Annotated in this window: 15 protein-coding genes and 1 pseudogene; 5 read left to right on the plus strand and 11 right to left on the minus strand. The window is 74.6% G+C overall.

The genetic code is table 11. From position 1 onward, the window contains the following. Nucleotides 1-135: 135 nt before the first annotated feature. A complete protein-coding gene (locus ABZW03_RS16430) occupies nt 136-1,284 on the plus strand; it encodes a tetratricopeptide repeat protein (protein ID WP_355257788.1) in 1,149 nt (382 codons plus the stop codon). Between the two features lie 149 nt (nt 1,285-1,433). Here the strand turns inward: ABZW03_RS16430 and ABZW03_RS16435 are convergent, their stop codons facing one another. The 4 genes from ABZW03_RS16435 to ABZW03_RS16450 all read right to left on the minus strand — a co-directional run bounded on the left by ABZW03_RS16435 (nt 1,434) and on the right by ABZW03_RS16450 (nt 6,297). Continuing rightward, complete coding sequence (locus ABZW03_RS16435; RefSeq protein ID WP_355257791.1) at nt 1,434-2,804, minus strand: S53 family peptidase; 1,371 nt, start codon at nt 2,802-2,804, stop codon at nt 1,434-1,436. Nucleotides 2,805-3,013: 209 nt separating this feature from the next. Further along, nucleotides 3,014-3,772 carry a 3-oxoacyl-ACP reductase FabG gene (gene fabG, locus ABZW03_RS16440; RefSeq protein ID WP_355257794.1) on the minus strand — a complete coding sequence of 253 codons (759 nt, stop codon included), beginning with the start codon at nt 3,770-3,772 and terminating at the stop codon, nt 3,014-3,016. 66 nt (nt 3,773-3,838) lie between these two features. Further along, nucleotides 3,839-5,038 carry an acetyl-CoA C-acyltransferase gene (locus ABZW03_RS16445; RefSeq protein WP_355257797.1) on the minus strand — a complete coding sequence of 400 codons (1,200 nt, stop codon included), beginning with the start codon at nt 5,036-5,038 and terminating at the stop codon, nt 3,839-3,841. A gap of 95 nt (nt 5,039-5,133) precedes the next feature. Continuing rightward, a complete protein-coding gene (locus ABZW03_RS16450) occupies nt 5,134-6,297 on the minus strand; it encodes an acyl-CoA dehydrogenase family protein (protein WP_355257800.1) in 1,164 nt (387 codons plus the stop codon). Between the two features lie 174 nt (nt 6,298-6,471). Here ABZW03_RS16450 and ABZW03_RS16455 point away from each other — a divergent pair, with 174 nt between their 5' ends. Beyond that, nucleotides 6,472-7,116: a TetR/AcrR family transcriptional regulator C-terminal domain-containing protein gene (locus tag ABZW03_RS16455; RefSeq protein WP_355257803.1), complete on the plus strand. Its 645-nt coding sequence runs from the start codon at nt 6,472-6,474 to the stop codon at nt 7,114-7,116. Between the two features lie 171 nt (nt 7,117-7,287). On the opposite strand, the gene ABZW03_RS16460 is transcribed toward ABZW03_RS16455, so the two are convergent. From ABZW03_RS16460 to ABZW03_RS16490, 7 genes are all read right to left on the minus strand, one after another. Continuing rightward, the gene (locus ABZW03_RS16460; protein ID WP_355257805.1) at nt 7,288-8,712 is read right to left on the minus strand and encodes a sugar porter family MFS transporter; all 1,425 of its coding nucleotides are present in this window, start codon (nt 8,710-8,712) and stop codon (nt 7,288-7,290) included. Between the two features lie 187 nt (nt 8,713-8,899). Further along, the gene (egtD, locus tag ABZW03_RS16465) at nt 8,900-9,871 is read right to left on the minus strand and encodes an L-histidine N(alpha)-methyltransferase (protein ID WP_355257808.1); all 972 of its coding nucleotides are present in this window, start codon (nt 9,869-9,871) and stop codon (nt 8,900-8,902) included. 44 nt (nt 9,872-9,915) lie between these two features. Further along, the gene (gene egtC, locus ABZW03_RS16470; protein WP_355257811.1) at nt 9,916-10,665 is read right to left on the minus strand and encodes an ergothioneine biosynthesis protein EgtC; all 750 of its coding nucleotides are present in this window, start codon (nt 10,663-10,665) and stop codon (nt 9,916-9,918) included. Beyond that, entirely contained in the window at nt 10,665-12,056 is a 1,392-nt protein-coding gene (gene egtB / locus ABZW03_RS16475; protein ID WP_355257814.1) for an ergothioneine biosynthesis protein EgtB, read from the minus strand. Before egtB ends, egtC begins: the two co-directional genes overlap by 1 nt. After that, complete coding sequence (gene egtA, locus ABZW03_RS16480) at nt 12,053-13,360, minus strand: ergothioneine biosynthesis glutamate--cysteine ligase EgtA (RefSeq protein WP_355257816.1); 1,308 nt, start codon at nt 13,358-13,360, stop codon at nt 12,053-12,055. Before egtA ends, egtB begins: the two co-directional genes overlap by 4 nt. 263 nt (nt 13,361-13,623) lie before the next feature. Continuing rightward, the gene (locus ABZW03_RS16485) at nt 13,624-14,859 is read right to left on the minus strand and encodes an aminotransferase class I/II-fold pyridoxal phosphate-dependent enzyme (protein WP_355257818.1); all 1,236 of its coding nucleotides are present in this window, start codon (nt 14,857-14,859) and stop codon (nt 13,624-13,626) included. A gap of 17 nt (nt 14,860-14,876) precedes the next feature. Beyond that, nucleotides 14,877-15,347 carry an SRPBCC family protein gene (locus ABZW03_RS16490; RefSeq protein WP_355257820.1) on the minus strand — a complete coding sequence of 157 codons (471 nt, stop codon included), beginning with the start codon at nt 15,345-15,347 and terminating at the stop codon, nt 14,877-14,879. A 247-nt stretch (nt 15,348-15,594) separates the two neighbouring features. On the opposite strand from ABZW03_RS16490, the gene ABZW03_RS16495 reads away from it, so the two are divergent. The 3 genes and pseudogenes from ABZW03_RS16495 to ABZW03_RS16505 all read left to right on the plus strand — a co-directional run. Further along, nucleotides 15,595-16,401 (plus strand): SAM-dependent methyltransferase, encoded by an 807-nt coding sequence (locus ABZW03_RS16495; RefSeq protein ID WP_355257822.1) that lies wholly within the window; start codon nt 15,595-15,597, stop codon nt 16,399-16,401. Between the two features lie 91 nt (nt 16,402-16,492). Continuing rightward, nucleotides 16,493-18,610 carry an EAL domain-containing protein gene (locus tag ABZW03_RS16500; RefSeq protein WP_355257825.1) on the plus strand — a complete coding sequence of 706 codons (2,118 nt, stop codon included), beginning with the start codon at nt 16,493-16,495 and terminating at the stop codon, nt 18,608-18,610. 482 nt (nt 18,611-19,092) lie between these two features. Then, nucleotides 19,093-21,206 (plus strand): annotated as a pseudogene (locus tag ABZW03_RS16505) (hypothetical protein); the annotation flags it as partial.

The raw sequence follows: 21,206 nt of genomic DNA on the forward strand, positions 1-21,206 counted from the left end.
GTCGGCCAGCGCGCCCAGGCCCGCCAGCAGCGCCTCCCGCTCCTCGCCGACCACCACGGCCCGGTGCTCGAACACCGCCCGCGAGGACACCAGCGCGAAGCCCAGGTCCGACAACTGCTGCCGACCCCGGCCGCGGTGCCCGCGCCGTCCGCCGGCGTCCCCGGGTCCGCCGGGTCCGCCGGCTCGCCGCCGGTCCCGGGCGGTCCGGTCAGCCTGGTCAAGCCGGGCGTGCCGCCCACCCCGCCGCGGCCGGCCCGCCCGGTCAGCCTGGTGAAGGCGGGCGGGACCGCCGAGGCGCCGGGCGTGACCCTGCGCAAGTCCGTTCCGGCCGACGCCGTGCCCGGGGACAGCACGCCCCCGGCGGGCGTCACGCTGCTCAAGTCCCGGCCGGAGCCGGCGGACGACGTCGTCGCCGAGCCCGAACTTCCGGTGGCGGCGGCCGCGGTGGCCGCCGAGGCCGAGGCGGACGCGGACTCGGTGACGGCCGGAGCGGTGGCCGAAGAGGCCGTCGAGGCAGTGACCGAGGAGCCGGGCGAGGAGACGGGTGAGGACGTGCCCGGGGAGGCCGTCGAGGAGACGCCCGAGGCCGTGGACGAGCCCGAGGTCGCGGAGGAGCCCGGGGACGCCGTCCCGGCGGAGCCCGCGCAGACGGACGAGGTGCCCATCGAGGGGACCCCCGCCGGGGAGTCTCCGGCGGACGAGGCGTTGACGGGCGAGGCGTTGGCCGAAGGGGAGTCCGCCGACGCGGTTCCGGCCGACGAGGCGCCTGCCGGTGAGGAACCCTCCGCCGCCGTGCCGCAGGACGAAGTACCGGCAGACGAGGCCGACGACGCTGCCGCGGCCGGTCGCCCCCGGGCGGACTACCGCGAGGTCATCGGACGGATCGTCCGCAGCGCCGACGCCGGGGACCACGCCGCCGCCACCGACCTGGCCTTCGCCCTCGAACTGGAGGCGATCGCCGAGCACGGCGCCGTCTCCGAGCCGGTGCTGCAGGTCCGGCAGGTCCGTGCCCACGTCTGCCGGCTCGCGGGCCGGTCGGCCGAGGCCGCGGACATCTACCGCGAGGTGGCGCTGACGCTGCTCCGCTCGCAGGGCCCGGACCACCCGGAGACCCAGCGGGCGGCCACCAACGCCGAAGCCTGCTGGCGGGCGATCGGCGACCGCGCGGAGGCGATCCGGATCGCCCCGGAGATCATCGAGCTGCGCGCCTATCTCCCGGGCCCCGACGGCCGCAAGCTCCGCGCCGCCGAGCGCTACCTCGCCCAGCTGGCCGCCACGAGCTGACGGCCGGTGCCCGGCCGCGAACAGCGGACGGCGGACGGCGAACAGATCACAGCAGACAGATAACAGCGAACAGCTGACAGATTTTGAAATCTGTCAGCTGTTCGCTGTCATGCGCTACCGGTCACCCGGCGACCCGGCGACCCGCCCGCTCAGCGCCCGGCGATCGCGTGCACGAACTTCGCGCCGTCGATGGTGCCCAGACCGCTGGCGAGGTCGTACCCCTCGGTGGCGTTGTAGCCGGTGACGCCCTCCCAGCCGTTGTCGCCCTGCTTCACGTCCACGATGCCGCTCCGCTTGCCCGGCAGCAGGCTCAGCCCGTACAGGCGCCAGTTGAGCTGGCCGAGGCGGTGGCCGGCGAGCTGGTCGGCGAGCGCGACGACGCCCGAGAACAGCGGGGTGGCCTCGCTGGTGCCGCCGGTGAGGTGCCAGCCGACCGAGGTCGGGTCGTAGGACTCGTAGGTCCAGGCGGCGCCGTCCACGGCCGCGCTCATGCTGATGTCCGGGGTGCCGCGGTGCTCGCCGGTGACGCCGGCCACGCCCGCCTGGTACCACGGGCGAGCGAAGACGCCCGAGACGCCACCGCCGCCGGCGCCGGACTTGTCGTGCCACACCTTGTCGGGCGCGGTGCGGTTGCCGGCGTCGTCCAGCGTGAGCTGGGTGCCGCCGATGGAGGTGACCAGCGGGTCCGAGGACGGCCAGGAGTTGACCCGGTACGGGTACAGGTCGGTGCCGTTCTCCTTGGCGTCGGTGGCGCCGTTGTCGCCGGAGGCGGCGAGCACGGTCACGTTGTGGTCGGCCGCGGCCTGGAAGGCGTACCGCAGGTCGGTGAGCGACTTGAAGTCGCCCTTGTCGAAGCCCGGGAAGGTGTTCTCGGTGGCGCCGAAGCTCTGCGAGATGACGTCGGCCCGGCCCTGCTTGATGAGGCTCTTCTCGGCGTCCATCATCTCGGGCAGGCCGGTGGTGCCCTCGGTCTCGGCGACGCCGGTCTCGACCAGGACGATGTGGGCGTCGGGGGCGACCGCGTGGGCGTACTCGACGTCCAGGGTGGTCTCGCCGGCCCAGCCGGTGTGGTCGGGGTTCTTCGGGTCGAAGTCGGGGACGTTGCCCCACTTGACCACCTCGACGTTGGTGTCCGGGATGCCCCACTGCTTGTCGAAGACCTCCAGGTCGTGCTGGATGGTCGGCGAGCCGAAGGAGTCGACGATGACGATCGTGCGGCCCTTGCCGGTGATGCCCTCCTGGTACAGCGGGTTCAGGTTGTAGGCGGTCCGGTACTGGAGCGGCGAGTAGCAGTGGATGCCGAGCTGGCTGACGCACTGGGCGGTGCTCAGCGGGGCGACGCGGCCCTGGGCGTTGTGGTGCCCGAAGGAGGCCGGGCGGACGTGGACGCCGGTGAGGTCGTGCGCGGGGGCGGCGATCGCGGTGCCGGCGGCCGGTACGGCGACGGTGCCGGCGGTGAGGGCGGTGGCCCCCACGGCGAGCAGGGCCAGGGCGCGGCGGAGGGTGGCGGGGCTGCCCATGGGGCTCCTTGGGACGCAGGGCCCGACCTGGTTCGGTCGGGTCGGTCCGGCCATCCCATCGAGAGCCGCATGATCATGCCATAGTCATTTGGTGGGGTCGCATGATCATGGTGATGGTCCTGCTCGGCCACGCGAAAAGGTAAAGGTCGCCCCAGGTGAAGGTAACTCCCCACCTGGAGCGACCGGCTGACGATCGGTCAGGAAGGCGGCTAGCGCGCCCCGCCGTTGACGTACAGCGTCTGCCCGCTGACGTACGAGGCCTCCTCGCTGGCCAGGAAGGCGACGACCGAGGCGACCTCCTCCGGCTGCCCGACCCGGCGCAGCGGCGTCCGGGCGGCGACCTCGGCCTGGTGCTCCTCGGCGCTGCTGCCGACCCGCTCGGCGGTGGCCGCGGTCATCGCGGTGGCGATGTACCCGGGGGCGACGGCGTTGACGTTGATGTTGAACGGCCCGAGCTCGATCGCCAGGGTCGCGGTGAGGCCCTGGATGCCGGCCTTCGCGGCCGCGTAGTTGGCCTGGCCCCGGTTGCCGAGGGCGGAGCGCGAGCTGAGCGAGACGATCTTCCCGTACTTCTGCGCCACCATGTACTTCTGCGCCACGTGGCTGCAGTTGTACGCGCTGGTCAGGTTGACCGTCAGCACCGCGTCCCAGTCGGACTTCGGCATCCGGAAGAACAGGTTGTCCCGGGTGATCCCGGCGTTGTTGACCAGGATGTGCACCCCGCCGAAGTCGCCCGCGACCTGCGCGAACACGGCCTCCACGGCGTCGTAGTCGGCCACGTCGCAGCCGTACGCCCGGGCGGTGCCGCCCTTGGCGGTGATCTCGGCGACCGTCCCGGCCGCCCGCTCGGCGGTGAGGTCGACGACGGCGACCGCCGCACCCTCCTCCGCCAGCCGGCGGGCGGTGGCCGCCCCGATGCCCTGCGCCGCGCCGGTCACCACGGCGACCCTGCCGGTGAAACGGGCCATCTCAGCTCCTCCGATCACTGGAAACCTCCGACTCACTGGACACCTCTGACCATGTGGAGAGGCGCCTCACACGTTCTCGACCAGCACGGCCGTACCCTGCCCCACCCCCACGCACATGGTGGCCAGGCCGCGCCGGGCCCCGGTACGGCGCATCCGGTGCAGCAGGGTGGTGAGGATGCGGGCGCCGGAGCCGCCCAGGGGGTGGCCGAGCGCGATCGCGCCGCCGCTGGGGTTGACCACCTCCTCGGCCTGCTCCGGGTCGAACCCGATCCCGTCGGCGGAGGCGAGCGCCTGGGCGGCGAAGGCCTCGTTCAGCTCGGCGGTGTCCAGGTCGGCGAGCGACCAGCCGGCCCGCGCGAGCACCTTCGCCGTGGCCGGCACCGGGCCGATGCCCATGACGTCCGGGTGCACCCCGGCCGAGGCGCCGGCCACGTACCGGCCGAGCGGCTGGAGCCCGAGGTCGCGCAGCGCCTCCTCGCTGACCAGGACCAGCCCGGCCGCGCCGTCGTTCATCGGCGAGGCGTTCCCGGCGGTGACGGTGCCCCCGGCCCGGAAGACCGGCTTGAGGCCGGCGAGCTTGGCCAGGCTGGTGTCCTCGCGGATGCCCTCGTCCAGGCTCACCGTCACCCCGTCCGGCCGCTCGACCGGGACGAGTTCGGCGTCGAAGTGCCCGTCCTTGCGGGCGGCGCCGGCCCGCTGGTGGCTGCGCAGCGCGAAGGCGTCCTGGCGCTCCCGGCCGATGCCGTACCGGGCGGCCACCTCCTCGGCGGTCTCGCCCATGCTGAGCACGCCGTGCAGGTCGGCCATCCGCGGGTTGGTGAGCCGCCAGCCGAGCCGGGTGTCGAAGGTCTCCATCCGGTGCGGCAGCGCCTCGTCGGGCCTGGGCAGGACGAACGGCGCGCGGGTCATCGACTCGCAGCCGCCGGCCAGCACCACCTCCGCCTCGCCGGAGCCGATGGCCCGGGCGGCGAGGGTGACGGCCTCCATCCCGGAGGCGCAGAGCCGGTTGACGGTGGCGCCGGGGACGCTCTCCGGCAGGCCCGCCAGCAGGACGGCCATCCGGGCGGCGTTGCGGTTGTCCTCCCCGGCCTGGTTGGCGGCGCCCCAGTAGACGTCGTCGATCCGGGCCGGGTCGAGCGCGGGCACGTCGGCGAGCAGGGCGCGCAGCACGGTGGCCGAGAGGTCGTCCGGGCGGACCGTGGCGAGCGCGCCGCGCAGCCGGCCGATGGGTGTGCGGCGGGCGGCGGCGAAGTAGACGGGACGCACGTCGTCGGGCTCCTTGTCGGATCGCGGGACTGGGAGTGCTCGGGGCGGAGCGGGGTGCTCGTGGCAGGGCTCGGGGGCGCTCGTGGCGGGGCCGGTCAGAAGGCGTTGACACCGGTGAGGGCGCGTCCGATGAGCAGCTGGTGGATCTGGCTGGTGCCCTCGTAGAGCGTCATCACCCGCGCGTCGCGCAGGTACTTGCCGACCGGGTACTCGTCGATGAACCCGTAGCCGCCGAAGACCTGGAGCGCGTTGTTCGCGGCCCGGACGGCGGCCTCGCTGGCGTACAGCTTGGCGACGGAGGACTCGGTGGCGAACGGCAGGCCGCGCTCGATGTGGTCGGCGACCTTCCAGGTGAGCAGCCGGGCCGCCTCGACGTCCACGGCGATGCCGGCCAGCAGCTCCTGGACGAGCTGGTGCGAGGCGATCGGCTTGCCGAACTGCTCGCGCTCGCCCGCGTACCGGACGGCCGCCTCCAGGCAGGCCCGGGCGATGCCGACGCAGCCGGCCGCCACCGACATCCGGCCCTTGGCCAGCGCGGCCATCGCCACCGTGAACCCCTTGCCGACCTCGCCGAGCCGGGCGCTGTCCGGCACCCGGACGCCGTCGAAGGAGAGCCCGGCGGTGGCCTGGCCGCGCAGGCCGAGCTTGCCGTGGATCTCGGTGCGGGTGAAGCCGGGCAGGTCGGTGGGGACGAGGAAGGCGGTGATGCCCCGGTGGCCCCGCTGGTCCGGTCCGTCGCCGCCGGTGCGGGCGAAGACCAGGGCGACGTCGGCCCAGGTGCCGTTGGTGATGAAGGTCTTGGCGCCGCTGATCAGCCAGTGGTCGCCCTCCCGGACGGCCCGGGTGGTGAGGTTGGCGGCGTCCGAGCCGGTGCCGGGCTCGGTGAGCGCGAAGCAGGCGAGCGCCTGGCCCGAGGTGAGCCGGGGCAGCCAGTGCCGCTTCTGCTCCTCGGTGCCGAAGGCGTTGACCGACTTGCCGACCAGGCCGAGCGAGACCGAGACGATCCCCCGGACGGCCGAGTCGCCGCGCCCGAGCTCCTCCAGGACGAGGCAGTACGCGAGGTGGTCGCCGCCGCTGCCGCCGTACTCCTCCGGAATGGTCAGCCCGAGGAAGCCGACCTCCGCCAGCTTGCCGACGATCGCGCGGTCGACCGACTCGGCGCGGTCCCACTCGGCGGCGTACGGCGCGATCTCGCGGTCGGTGAAGGAGGCGGCGAGGTCCCGGACGGCGCTCTGCTCCTCGGACAACTCCAGGTTCACGGCGGCTCCCGAATCCGGTGTCCAGGGCCCGGCGGAGGGGCCCGGGCCCGTTAAACTAGCGCTGCAAGTTTTACGGGGGCGACTGTAGCCCCGCCCGGCCCGCGCTGGGAAGGGGCACCTGCCAGAATCGGTCGCCGGCCCACCCGACCGGAGGAACCGGAGGAACCCGCCGCGATGGCCCGTCCACGCACCCCGCTGCTCAGCCGCGAGCGCATCGTCGCCGCCGCGCTGCGACTGATCGACGACGAGGGGCTGGACGCCCTCTCCACCCGCCGGCTCGCCACCGAGCTGTCCGTCAGCGGACCCTCGCTCTACAACCACTTCGCCACCAAGGACGACCTGCTGGACGCGGTGGTGGACAGCGTCATCGGCGAGGTCGACCTGTCGATGTTCGGGGCCGCGGGGCCGCCCTGGCCGCAGGCGCTGCGGGACTGGGCCCGCTCCTACCGCGCCGCGCTGGCCGCCCACCCCAACATCGTCCCGGTGCTGGCCCAGGGCCCCGGGCGGCGGCCGAACGCGCTGCGGCTGGCCGACGCGGTCTTCGGCCACCTGGTCGAGTCGGGGTGGCCGCGCGGCCAGGCGACCAGGATCGGCGCGCTGATGCGCTACTTCGTCACCGGCTCGGCGCTCGCCTCCTTCGCGGCCGGGTTCCCGGCGGACGCCGAGGTCTACGACGCGGCCGACTACCCGCACCTCGGCGAGGCGCACCGGCTGGCCGGGCACCGGGGGGCGGTGGACGAGGGGGCCTTCGAGACCGGGCTGGAGGCGCTGCTCGACGGGCTCGCCCTGCGCTACGCCCGGCTCGCCGAGCGGGCCTGACCCGCCGGAACGGTCACGCGGGAACGGCCCCGCAGGAGCCGCAGGAACGATCCGGCAGAAGAAGGCTCGCAGGAACGGCCGGGCAGAAACGGTCCGGGTAGAAACGGTCCGGCCCCCGCACCTCCGCGCTGATCGCGCCGGGGTACGGGGGCCGGGAGTCCGACGGGCGGATCAGCCCATGTCCTCCAGCCGGACGCCCTTCGTCTCCTTCATGAACTTCGCCACGAAGGGGATGGACAGCGCCGCGAAGGCGGCGTAGATCAGGTAGGTCACCGACAGGTTCCAGTGCGACATGGACGGGAACGAGACGGTGATCGCCCAGTTCGCGATCCACTGCGCGGAGGCGGCGACGGAGAGCGCGGCGGCGCGGATCCGGTTCGGGAACATCTCGCCGAGCATCACCCAGACGACCACGCCCCAGGACATCGCGAAGAACAGCACGAAGGCGTTGGCGGCGACCAGGGCGACGGTGCCCTGGAGGTCGGGCAGGGTGAGGTTGTCCCCGCTGCCGGTGGCCGAGGAGAAGGCCCAGCCCGCCGTGCCGAGCGCGACCGCCATGCCGGCCGAGCCGATCAGGGCGAGCGGCTTGCGGCCGATCCGGTCGACCAGCACGATCGCGATGACCGTGCCGAGGATGTTGATCACCGAGCCGACGAAGCTGATCAGCAGGGAGTTGCTCTGGTCGATGCCGACCGACTGCCACAGGATCGACGAGTAGTAGAAGATCACGTTGATGCCGACCAGCTGCTGGAAGACCGACAGGCCGATGCCGACCCAGACGATCGGGAGCAGGCCGAACCGGCCGCCGAGCAGGTCGCGGAAGCGCGGCTGGTGGTCGGAGGCGATCAGCGAGCGGATCTCGGCGATCCGGGCGTCGGCGTCCACGCCCTCGCCCTCGACCTCGGCGAGCACCTTGCGGGCGTCGTCCAGGCGCTCGGCCTGGATCAGGTAGCGCGGGGACTCGGGGATGACCGAGGAGAGCACGAAGTAGACCACGGCCGGGACGACGCAGATGCCGAGCATCCACTGCCAGGCCTCCAGGCCGAGCAGCTGGCCGCGGGTCTCGCCGCCGGCCGCCTGCGCCAGCACCCAGTTGACCAGCTGGGATATCGCGATGCCGAGCACGATCGCGGCCTGCTGGAAGGAGGCCAGCCGGCCCCGGTACTTGGTCGGCGCGACCTCGGCGATGTAGGTCGGGGCGATCACCGAGGCGATGCCGATGGCCGCGCCGCCGAGGACGCGCCACAGGGCGAGGTCCCACGCGGAGAACGGCAGTATCGAGCCGACCGCGCTGATCGCGAACAGCAGCGCGCCCGCCTTCATGACCTTGATGCGGCCGTACCGGTCGGCGAACCGTCCGGCGAACGCGGCGCCGATCGCCGAGCCCAGCAGGGCCGAGGAGACGATCAGGCCGGTCACGCCGCTGCCGACGTCGAACTTCTCCTGGATCCCGGAGACGGCTCCGTTGATCACGGAGCTGTCGTAGCCGAACAGGAAGCCGCCGAGGGCGGCTGCGGCGGTGATGAAGACGACGAAGCCGAGGCGGCCGGGCGCTGCGGCCTCGACCGCCCCGGAGGGCTTCTGGGTGACGCTCACGATCTGACTCCTGGTACTCAACGCTGAGCTCGGTAAGCCGAGATCGTAACCCCTATTCGTTTAAGTCTTGTACACCTGGACCCTCAATTTTTGCTCTGGGAATTCGTAAGATGAACAAGCAAATTGAGCTTCCTCGGGAGCTCGGCCGGTGGCCGGGCCTGGCGGGCCCGGCCACCGGGCCCGTGGGTCAGGCCGGCGAGGCGAGCGAGAGCCCGAACCGGCCCTCCGGATCGGTCCACCAGTGGCTCAGCCGCAGCCCGGCCGCGGCCAGCTCCCCGGCCACCCGCTCCCGGCGGAACTTGGCCGACACCTCGGTGCGCAGCTCCTCGCCCCGGTCGAAGTGCACCGGCAGGTCCAGGGCCGGGATCTTCACGGTCTGCGAGCGCAGCGAGCGCAGCCGCATCTCGATCCACTCCTGCTCGGCGTCCCAGAGCGCGACGTGCTCGAAGGCGTCCGGGTCGAAGTCGGCGCCCAGCTCGCGGTTGAGCACGTTCAGCACGTTCCGGTTGAACTCGGCGGTCACCCCGGCGGAGTCGTCGTAGGCGGCCACCAGCACCGCCGGGTCCTTGACCAGGTCGGTGCCGAGCAGCAGGAAGTCGCCCGGGTCGAGGGCGGCGCGCAGGCCGCGCAGGAAGGCCGCGCGCTCCGGGGGCAGCAGGTTGCCGAGGGTGCCGCCGAGGAAGGCGACCAGGCGCGGGCCGCCCTCCGGCGGCAGGCCGAGCCGGGCGGTGAAGTCGGCGAGCACGCCGTGCACCGCGAGCCCGGGGTACTCGGCGGCGAGCGCGGTGCCGGCCGCGGTCAGCGCGCTCTCGCTGACGTCCACCGGGACGTACGTGTCCAGGGTGCCGAGCGCGCGCAGGGCGTCCAGCAGCAGCCGGGTCTTCTCGGAGGAGCCGGAGCCCAGTTCGACCAGCGTGCGGGCCCCGGTGGCGGCGGCGATCTCGCCGGCCCGAGCGGTCAGGATGGCCCGCTCCGCGCGGGTCGGGTAGTACTCGGGCAGCCGGGTGATCTCCTCGAACAGCTCGCTGCCCCGCGCGTCGTAGAACCACTTCGGCGGCAGCCACTTGGACTGCGAGGTCAGTCCGTGCTGCACGTCGTGGTGCAGCGCGGTGCTGAAGTGGTCGGCGGGCAGCAGTCGGGTGAGATCGAAGGTGTCCATGACAGGGTGGTTCCTCTGTTCAGAAGATGAAGGGAGAGTGGGGGTCAGTTGCGGCCGGGGAGGCGGCTCACGGTGACGCCGCGCGCGTCCGCCAGCAGCAGCGAGCCGTCCGGGACGGGCGTCCAGCCGGGCGCGTCGTCGTACGGCTCGGAGGCCACCACCGTGCCGAGGCCCGGCAGCGTGCGGTGGTACAGGGTGTCGCCCCAGGCGGTCGCGGCGATCGCGGTGCCGTCGGTGAGCAGCAGGTTGAGCCGGCCGGTGGTGTGCGCGGCGACGTCCGTGACGGTGCCCGCCAGCGCCTCGCCGAGCCCGGCGCCGGCCCGCAGCCGGTGCAGGGTGAGCCCCCACAGCAGCGCCGAGTCGGTGCGCGCCGGCAGGTCCAGCAGCTCGGCCGGGGGCAGCAGGGCGGCCAGCGCGTCCAGCTTGCCGGGCCAGCCGGCCACCGCGCCGTTGTGGCTGAACAGCCAGCGCTCGGCGGCGAACGGCGCGGCCGCGCCCTCACCCGGCGCGCAGCCCTCGGTGGCGGAGCGGACTGCTGCCAGCAGCGCCCGGGTGCGGACCACCCGGGCGAGGTCGGCGAAGGCCTCGTCCGCCCAGATCGGCCCGGTCCGGCGGTAGCGGGCGGGCACCTCGTCCCCGTCCGCGTACCAGCCGAGGCCGAAGCCGTCCGCGTTCACCGTGCCGTACTGCTGGACCCGGGGCGCCCAGGACTGCCGGTACAGCCCGTACGGCGGGTGCACCAGCAGCTCGCGGGGCACCAGCGGCTCGCCCAGGTAGGCGATGTGACGGCACATCAGGCCGCCTCCAGGCTGCGCGCGGTGCGGAACCCGGCGAAGATCTGCCGTCGGACCGGGTAGTCCCAGTTGCGGAAGGTGCCCCGGCAGGCGACCGGCGCCACCGCGAAGCAGCCGCCGCGCAGCACCTTGTACTCGGGGCCGAGGAACACCTCCGAGTACTCCTTGTACGGCCAGGCCCGGAAGCCGGGGTAGGAGTGGAAGTCGCTGGCCGTCCACTCCCACACGTCGCCGATCAACTGCCGCACACCGTACGGGGACTGGCCCTTCGGGTAGCTTCCGGCGGCGGCCGGGCGGAGGTGCCGCTGGCCGAGGTTGGCGTGCTCGGGGCCGGGCGGCCCGTCGCCCCAGGGGTAGCGGCGCGAGCGGCCGGTGGCCGGGTCGTGCCGGGCGGCCTTCTCCCATTCGGCCTCGGTCGGCAGCCGCCGTCCGGCCCACCGGGCGTACGCGTCGGCCTCGTACCAGCTGACGTGCAGCACCGGCTCGTCCGGCTCGACCGGTTCGACCGAGCCGAAGCGCCGGCGGAGCCACTGGCCGTCCTGGAGGCGCCAGAACAGCGGGGCGGTCAGGTCGGCGCGCCGGCGGTGCTCCCAGCCCTCCGGCGTCCACCAGCGCGGGTCGTCGTAGCCGCCGTCCGCGATGAATCGCTGGTAGGCGGCGTTGGTGACCGGGGTGGTGTCCAGCAGGAAGGCCGGCAGGTCGACGGTGTGCGCCGGGCGCTCGTTGTCCAGCGCCCACGGCTCGGTGTCCGTCCCCATGGTGAACGGGCCTGCGGGGATGAGGACTTCGGCCGGCAGAGCGGCCGCGTCGGCGGGCGCGGGCGGCGGCGGGGGAGCGGCCAGGGCAGGCTCGCCCCGGCGGAGCTGGTGGGTGATCAGCATCGTCTCGTCGTGCTGCTGCTCGTGCTGGGCGATCATCCCGAACGCGAACCCGGCCTCCAGCAGCGGCGCGCCCTCCAGCGGGCTGGCGGCCAGCAGGTCCAGCACCCGGCCGCGCACCTCGTGGGCGTAGGCGCGGGCCTCGGCGGGCGGCAGCAGCGGCAGGCTGGGGCGCTCGGCGCGGGGGTGCTCGAAGGCGTCATAGAGCGGGTCGATCTCGGGGTGCATCGGGTCGCGGCCGCCGACGTTGCGCAGCAGCCAGAGCTCCTCCTGGTTGCCGATGTGCGCGAGGTCCCAGACCAGCGGGGACATCAGCGGGGAGTGCTGGGCGGTGAGCTCGCCGTCCTCGACGCAGTCGGTCAGCGCGGCGGTCCGGGCGCGGGCGGCCAGCAGTTCGTCGGCGATGCTCTCGCGCAGCGCCTCGGTGCCGGCGGCGCCGCTGACGGTGCGGTCGGTTCCCTCGGTGCCGGCGCCGGTGGAGTCGGTGCCCCCGTGGGGTCGGACGTCGGTCATGGTGCGGCCTCCTCCGGGGGAGTGCGTCGGGTGCCGGAGCGCAGGGCGTCCAGCTGGTCGTCGGCCGGGCAGCGGCCGCGCGCGGGGTAGCGCTCGGCGAACTCGGCGACGCTGGTGCGCAGCCGCCCGGCACCGGGCAGGCGGCCCAGGGCGGCGTCGGCGGCGGCGAAGCAGGCGAGGGCGGCCCGGCGCAGCTCGGGGTCGGCCGTCGCCAGGGTGGCCGCGCGGCGCCAGACCTCGCTGCGCGGTGGGCGCGGACCGCCCGCCCGCTCCGGCCGGTCGGCGGAGCCGAGCGGCTCCAGCGCGGCCAGCGCGGCGTCGGCGGCCACCGGGTCGTCCAGCAGGGCGGTGACCAGGGCGGTGACCACCGTCCAGCCGTCCCCGGGCTGGGCGTCGATCATCCGCAGCTCCAGGTGGCCGCGCGGGCGCACCGGCGGGAACAGGGTGGTGCGGTGGTAGTCCAAGTCGTCGAGCGTGGGCGGGCGTTCGCCCGCGCCGCGGATCCAGTCGCGGAAGGTCAGCCCGTCCGGGGCCGTCCACGGCAGCCCCTCGGGCCTTCTGACGCACAGCACTTGGGCATCCAGCACGTACTGCGCCCAGGCCTCGCGCGGGTCGCCGTGGTCCGGGTCCGGGGCGAGCGTGCGGGTCGGGTCCATCCGGGACCAGACGGTCTGCCGGGTGGACCGGTGGCCGGTCGGACTGCCGTCCAGGATCGGGGAGTTGGCGAACGCGGCGACCAGCACCGGGCCCAGCAGGTGGGCCAGTCGCCAGCGGCGCTCCACCGCGTGCGGGCCGTCCGCGTCGCCGGCGTCCAGGCACACCTGCACCGACGCGGTACCGGTCATCATGATCCGGCCCCAGGGCCCGGCGGAGTCGAAGAAGCGCTCCATCGCGAGGTAGCGGGGGTGGTCCAGCACCATCCGTCGGGGGCGGGTCAACGGGTCCGTCCCGGTGCCGGTGAGACGAAGGCCCTGCGCCGCGAAGGCGGCCCGCAGGGCGGTCAGATCGCGTCGGGTGTCCTCGACGCAGGCCAGGAGGCCGGTGGCGGGCGGGGAGCTGAGCTCGACCTGTCCGCCGGGTTCGAGCGTGAGGCGCGAACCGGAGGGGAGCGAGGTGCCGTCCGGGCCGCCGAGGGGCAGCGACTCCAGTGCGGCGTGGAGCAGTTCCGGCCGTACGGGCCGGGACGGACATCGGTCGTCGTGGACGAACCACTCGACCTCCACCCCGACCAGGCGGGGCGGTCCGATCTTGAAGCAGACGCCCGACACGTGGCTGCGCGCCCCCGATTCGGTCAACGGGGTCACCCCCGGCGGGGGCGGTGGCGTGCTCTGCCGGTCGGGCGGAGTGGTGCGGGATACCGGTATCACCGGACTCACCATCCTCGGGATCACGATTGCGGCCCGGTCTACCTTGCCCAGTTTGCTACGGAGCATGCGGGGGCGCTCCGCAAAAATCGCGTGAACGTTCGTTTCCGCAGGTCAGTGGCGTGGCGAACGGGTGAGGACGGGGATGCCCGGGCGTTTGCGGCGGGGCGCGGGCCGGGCTCCGGCCGGGGCATGTGCCGGGGTCACAGGTGCTCCAGCCGGTCCAGGACGGTCGCCAGCACCGGCCCCGGCAGGGCGTAGTTCAGGCGCAGCGAACCCCGGCCGCCGGGGCCGAAGTCGGCACCGTCGGAGGCCTCCAGGCCGCAGCGCTCCAACAGGGCCCGGCGGGCGTCGGCGGGCGGCAGGCCGAGTGCGGCGGCGTCCAGCCAGAGCAGGTAGGAGGCCTGCGGGGCGGACCGGACGGCGGGCCCGAGCCGGTCGGTCAGCCGGGTACGGGCGGTGGCCAGGTGGGCGAGCAGCGCGTCCAGCCACGGGCCGCCCTCCCGCAATGCGGCCCGCTGCACGGTCTGCTCCAGCAGCCCGCCCTCCCAGAGGCCGTAGCCGGCCAGCGCCTCGGCGAACCGGGCGCGCAGCCCGGGGTCGGGGACGAGGGCGAAACTGCTCGGGATGCCGGAGCAGTTGAAGGTCTTGCCGACGGAGTTGAGGGTGACGACGAGGTGCCGGTGCGCGGGGTCGGCGGTGGCGACCGCGACGGGGTGGGTGCGGCCCGGGTGGGTGAGGTCGCCGTGCACCTCGTCCGAGACCAGCAGCGCGCCGCTCTCGGCCGCCCGGGCGGCGAGCCCGCGCACCGCGCCGGCCGGCCACACCGTGCCGGAGGGGTTGTGCGGGTTGCTCAGCAGGACGGCGCCGGCGGGCCGGGGGAGCGGGCCGTGCGGGAGCCGGTAGCCGTCCGGGCCCAGGTGGAGCGGCAGTTCGCGGTACGGGAGGCCGGCCGCGCGGCAGAGCTGGGCGAAGCCGCCCCACTCGGGGGTGGGGAAGAGGACGGGGGACCGCAGCCGGACGGTCTCCAGCAGGACGCGCAGCGCGGTGCGCGGGCCGCAGGGCAGCAGCAGGACCCAGTCCGGGTCCACGGCGGCGCCGTGCCGGGCGCGGTACCAGTCGGCCACCAGCGTGCGGCCGGCCGGGTCGCACACCGTGTAGCCGTACGCGCGGTGGCGGGCGCGCCGTTCCAGCGCCTCGGCGACGGCGGGCGGGCCGGGCAGGTCCATGTCGGCGAGGCCCATCGGGATCACCCCGGGGGCGCCCGCGCGGGCCCACTTGCTGCTGCCGGTGCCGGTGCGGCCGAAGGGGGCGTCGAAGCCGAAGTCGAAGCCGGAGGAGGGGGCGGAGCCGGCGGAGGCGTCGGCGCCGGGGGTGCCGCGAACAGATGACAGATTTCGAAATCTGTCATCTGTTCGCTGAAAGTCGTCGTCTGTCATCTGTCGGTCGTCACCTGTCATCCGTCACCCGCCGCCCGCCCCGCCAGGTACGCCGCGAGCCCCCGCCGCCCCCGGCGCATCATCACCGCGTGGTTGGCCCGGAACAGCGGGCGCAGCGGCAGGGCGAGCCGGCGCAGCAGGGGCCTGCCGGGCCGGGCGTCCTCCTCGAACAGCACCCGGCTGCCCGCGCCGCCCGCCCCGTCCGGCGTCACCGTGCACCGGGTCCAGCCGTTCAGGTCCCCCCGCATGGTCACCTCCAGCACTCCGGCGACCGGGTCGCGCCGGCTCGGCGCCAGGCCGACCACCAGCCGGTACGGCAGCAGCGAGCGCAGCACCACGTCCCCGGAGTCCTCACCGGTCGGCCGCACCTCGCGGACCTCCGGCCACCACAGCGGGTAGCTCCGCACGTCCTCCAGCGCCGCGTACACGACGGGTGCCGGGGCCGTGAGCCGCCAGACGTCCCGGAAACGGTAGTGGTTGGGGTCCACGGCCCCACCCTAGTGCGGCCCGGCCGGGCGGAGGGGCGAACGCCGTTGGACGGTTGCCGAGTTGGTCCGCGGCCCTGGACCGGTCCGGAAGCGAACGTTCCGGACGTGCCCGCCCCCCAGGAAGCCCGCACTCCGCTTGCACCCGTTCGGGGTGCGGAGGAGGATCTTCTGTGCTTGTAGTCTCATCAGTCAAAGCAGCATCCCCTGGGCGCTGCAACCCCAGAACCGGAGTGAAGGAGTCACAGGCATGCGGCGACCGAGCTGGGTACCGGAGGGTACGGACCTGGACAAACCGAACGCCGCGCGGGTCTACGACTACTACCTGGGGGGCTCGCACAACTTCGAGGTCGACCGGGAGATGGCCCGCAAGGCGATCGCCCTGTGGCCGGAGCTGCCGCAGATCATGCGCTCCAACCGCGCCTTCCTGCGCCGCGCCGTGACCTTCCTCGCCGAGCGGGGCGTCACCCGCTTCCTGGACATCGGCTCCGGCATCCCGACCTTCGGAGCGGTGCACGAGATCGCCCGGGCGATCCGCCCCGAGGCGAAGGTCGTCTACGTGGACCGCGACCCGGTCGCCGTCGCGCACAGCCGCCTGCTGCTGGAGGACGACCGGGACAGTGCCGCCGTCCAGGCCGACCTGCGCGACGTGGCCGACCTGCTGGCCCGCCCCGAGGTCGCCGAGCTGCTGGCGGCCGGCGAGCCGGTGGCCGTGCTGCTGGTCGCCGTCGCCCACTTCGTCAGCGACGAGGAGGACCCGTGGAGGCTGGTCGGCGTGATCCGCGACGCCCTCCCGCCCGGCAGCGCGCTGGTGCTCTCGCACGCCTCCCTGGAGGGCCGCCCGGACCAGGCGGAGGACCACCAGAAGCTGTACCGGAGGACGCCGACCCCGCTGACCATGCGGACCCACGAGCAGATCACCGCGATGTTCTCCGGCTTCGAGCTGGTCGAGCCCGGCGTGGTCTACCTACCGCAGTGGCGCCCGGACCAGCCCGGTTCGGTCGGCGAGCACCCCGAGCGGATGGTCGGGGTGGCGGGCGTGGGGTTCCGCCCTTGAGCGGACGCGACGGACGAGGCGCCGACGGCCGTACGCCCCGCGCGGCGGCCGCCGGAACCGGCGCGCACACCAGAGGAACCAGGTTCAGCAGATGAGTACCACCCCGGTGCGCGGCAACGCGGAGCGGTTCCACGAGGCCTGGGCCCAGCTGCTCTCCGCCGACCACGGCATCGCCGTCCACCCCGGCCTGCTCGGCCGGCTGGTCGCGCGCACCGCCGCGCTGCTGCACCGCGCCCAGGAGGACGACCCCTTCGACCCCCGGCTGGCCGCCCAGGCCGGCGCCGACCTGGTCGACGCGCACTTCACCGACCCGGTGCTGCTGGCCCGGGCGGTCGAGCTGCTCCAGGCGCAGCCCGTCCCGGACAGCCGCGGCCCGGCCCTGACCGGCGCCTTCGCGGCCGGCTGGGCGGCCGCCCTGCGCGAGCGCACGCTGACCGAGCAGGAGGCGATCCGCAACGCCGCCGACGCCGCCCGCAGGGAGGCCGAGCGGGCGCTGCGCGCCTCCGAGGCCCGGTTCCGGGCGCTGTTCGAGAGCGCCGCGATCGGCATCGGCATCGGCGACACCGACGGCAACATCATGGCGGTCAACAAGGCCCTCCAGGAGCTCTTCGGCGCGGGCCCGGAGGACATGATCGGCCGCCGGGTCGGCGACCTCGTGCACCCCGAGGACACCCCGGGCGTGTGGGAGGCGTACGAGGAGCTGATCAGCGGCAAGCGGGAGTACTTCCAGTTCGACAAGCCGTACTACCGCCAGGACGGCGAGGTGGTCTGGACCCACCTGACCGTCTCGCTGATCCGCGACGACGACGGCCGCCCGCAGTACCAGGTCGCCATGCTGGAGGACGTCACCGACCGCTACCGGCTCCAGGAGCGGCTGCGCCACCAGGCCACCCACGACCCGCTGACCGGCCTGCCCAACCGCGCGGCCTTCTTCGAGCGGCTGGAGAAGCTGTTCGAGGACCCGGAACCGGGCGCCCGCTTCGGCCTCTGCTACGTCGACCTGGACGGCTTCAAGGTGGTCAACGACAGCCTCGGCCACGACATGGGCGACCAGCTGCTGTCCGCCGTCGGCGCCCGGCTGAAGGCCGCGCTCAGCCCGCTCGGCCACCTGGTGGCCCGGCTCGGCGGCGACGAGTTCGTCGTCCTGCTGGAGAAGTGCCGGGGCGAGCAGGAGGCGGTGGCCGCCGCGAAGACCGTGCTCAAGGCGTTGGCCGGGCCGGTGCTGATCGGCGACCACAAGCTCGCCGTCGGCGCCAGCGTCGGCGTGCTGGAACGGCGGGTGTCCACCACCACCCCGGGCGCCGCCGTCCGGGCCGCCGACCTCACGCTGTACCGCGCCAAGGAGGCCGGCCGCGGCCGCTGGACGCTGTTCGACCCCAAGGAGAACGCCCGGGCGGTCAGCCGCTACGCCGTGTCGGTGCGGATGCCCGCGGCCCTCGACCGGGGCGAGTTCTTCATCGACTACCAGCCGCTCTACCGCCTCGCGGACGGCCGGCTGGCCGCCGTGGAGGCGCTGGTGCGCTGGCGCCACCCGCAGCTCGGCGTGCTCGGCCCGGACGAGTTCGTCACCACCGCCGAGGAGACCGGGCTGATCATGCCGCTCGGCCGCTGGGTGCTGGAGCAGGCCTGCGGCCAGGCCGCGGACTGGATCAAGCGGTACGGCGACGCCGCCCCGCAGCTCAACGTCAACCTGGCGGTGCGGCAGGCCCGCAGCGCCGCCCTGGTCACCGACCTCGGCCGGATCCTCGACAGCACCGGGCTGGACCCGGCCCGGCTGCAGCTGGAGATCACCGAGTCCACCGTGGTCGGGCCCGAGGACGAGGCGCTGCGCACCCTGCACGGGCTGGTCGACCTCGGGGTGTCGCTGGCGGTGGACGACTTCGGCACCGGCTGGTCCAACCTCGCCTACCTGCGGGACCTGCCCGTCTCCGGGCTGAAGATCGCCGGCTCCTTCGTCGGCGACCTGCACGAACCGGGCAAGGACGAGTCCACCGGGTGGCGGATCGTCAGCGGGCTGGTGTCGATGGCGCACGCGCTCGGACTGAACGTCACCGCCGAGGGCGTGGAGACCCACCGGGACGCCGAACGGCTGCGGACCATGGGCTGCGACTGGGCGCAGGGCTGGCACTTCGGGCGCCCGGTGCGGCCCGGCGAGATCGCCCGGCGGATCCTGGAGGAGCCGCTGGGGCGCCCGGTCGAGGAGCGCTGAGGGGGCGGGCCGGTTCTCCCGGGTTGGGCCCGGGGTCGGCCCGCTCCGGCCCGGGCCCGCTCCGGCCCGGTTCCGGTGCGGTCCGGCGATCGCGCGGGCGGTCCGACGGCGCCCGGTTCCCCGCCGTGGGTAGCGCTTCGGTATCGGTCCGGCGATGGGTCGGTCTCCGATCCGGAAAAGCGCCCGGTACCCGCGCCGCCGTACGGGATGATGGCGCGTCACAATCCACCCCGGCATCGGTGCGCGCACGGTCACGGCCCCGCGCCGGTCCGGGCTGCGGGGGAGGGGAACGTCGCATGGGCACGACGGAGGACGCGGACCCGGCCGAGGGCGGTCGGCGCGGGCCGAGGCCCCGCTCGGCCGCCGGAGCCGAGCCGGGGAATCCGCCGGGGAGCAGGGTGGAACGGTGGTCGCGGGGGCGCTGGCGCGCCTCCGGAGCCGCTGCGGACCGGTCGTCCCGGCTCGGGACGGGCCCGTCCCCGGTGGAGCCGCTGACCCGGGTCGACCCGCGGGCCGCGACCCGCCGGGCGCCCGCCGCCCCGCCGCGCTTCGATCCGGAGGCCGCGACGCGCCGGATGTCCGGCGCCGAGCCGCGGTACGACCCGGAGGCGGCCACCCGTCGGCAGCCGGATGCCGGGCCGCAGTACGACCCGAACGCCCCGACGGAGCTGCGGCCGGGCAGGCCGGGGCGCCCGGGCGGTTCGGGAGGCCTCGGAGGCCCGGGAGGCATCGATTCGGAGGCGGTGACCGAGGTCGTCCGGCCCAGGTCGGGATCGGGGGCCGGCTCGCCCTCCTGGCTGGACGGCATCGGGCCCGGCGGCCCCGCACCGGGTGGCGGCTTCGCGCCGGGCGGTGGCTCCGGCGGAGGCCCGGGCGCAGCGGCGGACGGCAGGCCGGGCGGCCCCGAGGGCGGGTACGGCGACGCGCCGGGCGCCGACGGCCCGTTCGAGGGCGCCTTCCCGGACGCCCTGCGGGACCGCTTCATCCCGCTGGGCCGGGCCGGCACCGGCTCCGAGGGCACCGTCTGGTACGTCCGGCGCACCGACGGCGGCGGCGACGCGGCCGTCAAGGTGGCCGTCGCCGGCCAGCCGATGGACCACGACCTGCTCGCCCACCTGCGCAACGACGGCTTCCGCCGGCACGTCCCGCACCTGATCGACTTCGGCCGGGTGCGCCACCACGGCGCCCACGTCGACTGGGTGGCCATGGAGTACCTGCCGGTCACCCTCGCCGCGCACGTCGCCGGCCTGTGGCGGACGGGCGGGCACGGCGACCGGCGGGCCACCGAGCAGATCGTCTACGAGCTCGTCGCCCTGCTCGACTTCTGGCAGCAGCGGATCAAGCGCAACCCGCTGGACTTCAAGCCCGCCAACATCCTGGTGCGCCCCGGGAGCGGGTCCGGGGAGTTCGTGATCGCCGACTTCGGCGGCGTCGACCGGCTCACCGACAGCCGCCGGTTCACCTCCGCGATGATGGTCACCGTCGCCTACATGGCCCCCGAGCAGCTGGCCGGCAAGAACCACCAGGCCGGGCCCTGGTGGGGGCTCGGCAACGTGCTCTACGAGCTGTTCGTGGGCCGCCCCCGCTTCGTCGGCGCGGACGGCGAGCGCCCGGCCGACCAGGAGTTGGAGCTGGAGCTGGTCATGGGGGAGGAGGTGGACCTTGGCGCCGTCCGGGACCCGCGCCAACTGCTGCTCCTCCAGGGCCTGTTCACCAAGAAGCCGGAGGACCGCTGGACCGCTCCGCAGGTCCGCAGCTGGCTGGCCGGCGGGACCCCCGAGGTGATCCGTAGACGGCCGCAGACGCAGGCCCGGGCGCACCGGCCGGTCACCTTCCTGGGCAACCCGTTCACCGATCCGGTCCGGCTGGCCGAGGCGCTGCTCAAGAACTCCGGCGCGGCGGCGCGCTGGCTCTCCACCGGGGGCGCGGAACGGGTGCGGGACTGGCTGCGGGACGAGGTCGAGGACACCGTCTTCGACCTCCACCACCTCTCCGACGTGGCCCGGGCGCCCGGCTCCCGGCGCGAGTCCGTGGCGGCGGTCGCGGTGCTCGCCCTGGGTGCCGCCTTCGCCCCGGGCGCCGTCCCGCACTACCGCGACCGTCCGGTCGACACCACCGGGCTGGAACGCGTCGTCACCGAACCGGACGGCGCCGAGTTCATCGACGAGCTGGTGCGGGGCGGGGCGCCGGCCGTGGTCGCCCGCTACGACTGCTTCCACCCCGAGTGCGCGGGCGAGCACTGCTCGCGGATGCTCGCGCTGGCCGGACTGCCGGAGGTGCTGGCCGAGGTGGACCGGCTGGCGCGCACCGTCGGCGGCGGCCGGCGCGGCGGCGACGGGCTCAGCCCGGAGGAGCGCGAGGAGGCGCACCGGCAGGCGGTCTGGCTGAGCATCCGGCCCGAGGAGCGGGTGCGGCTGCTCGGCCGGCTGTCGCCGCTGCCCGCCGCGCTGCACCGGCTGCCGCTGCCCGAACGGGTCTCGGAACTCGCGGCCGTGGTGGCCGCCACCGTGGTGGACGGCGCGCTGGCGGTGGGCGCGGGCGCCCGCACCTTCCTGGTCGACCACCCCGCTCCGCTCGCCGGCCCCGTCCGCCGCTA

This window comes from Kitasatospora sp. NPDC004799 (assembly GCF_040609095.1).
Taxonomy (GTDB): domain Bacteria; phylum Actinomycetota; class Actinomycetes; order Streptomycetales; family Streptomycetaceae; genus Kitasatospora.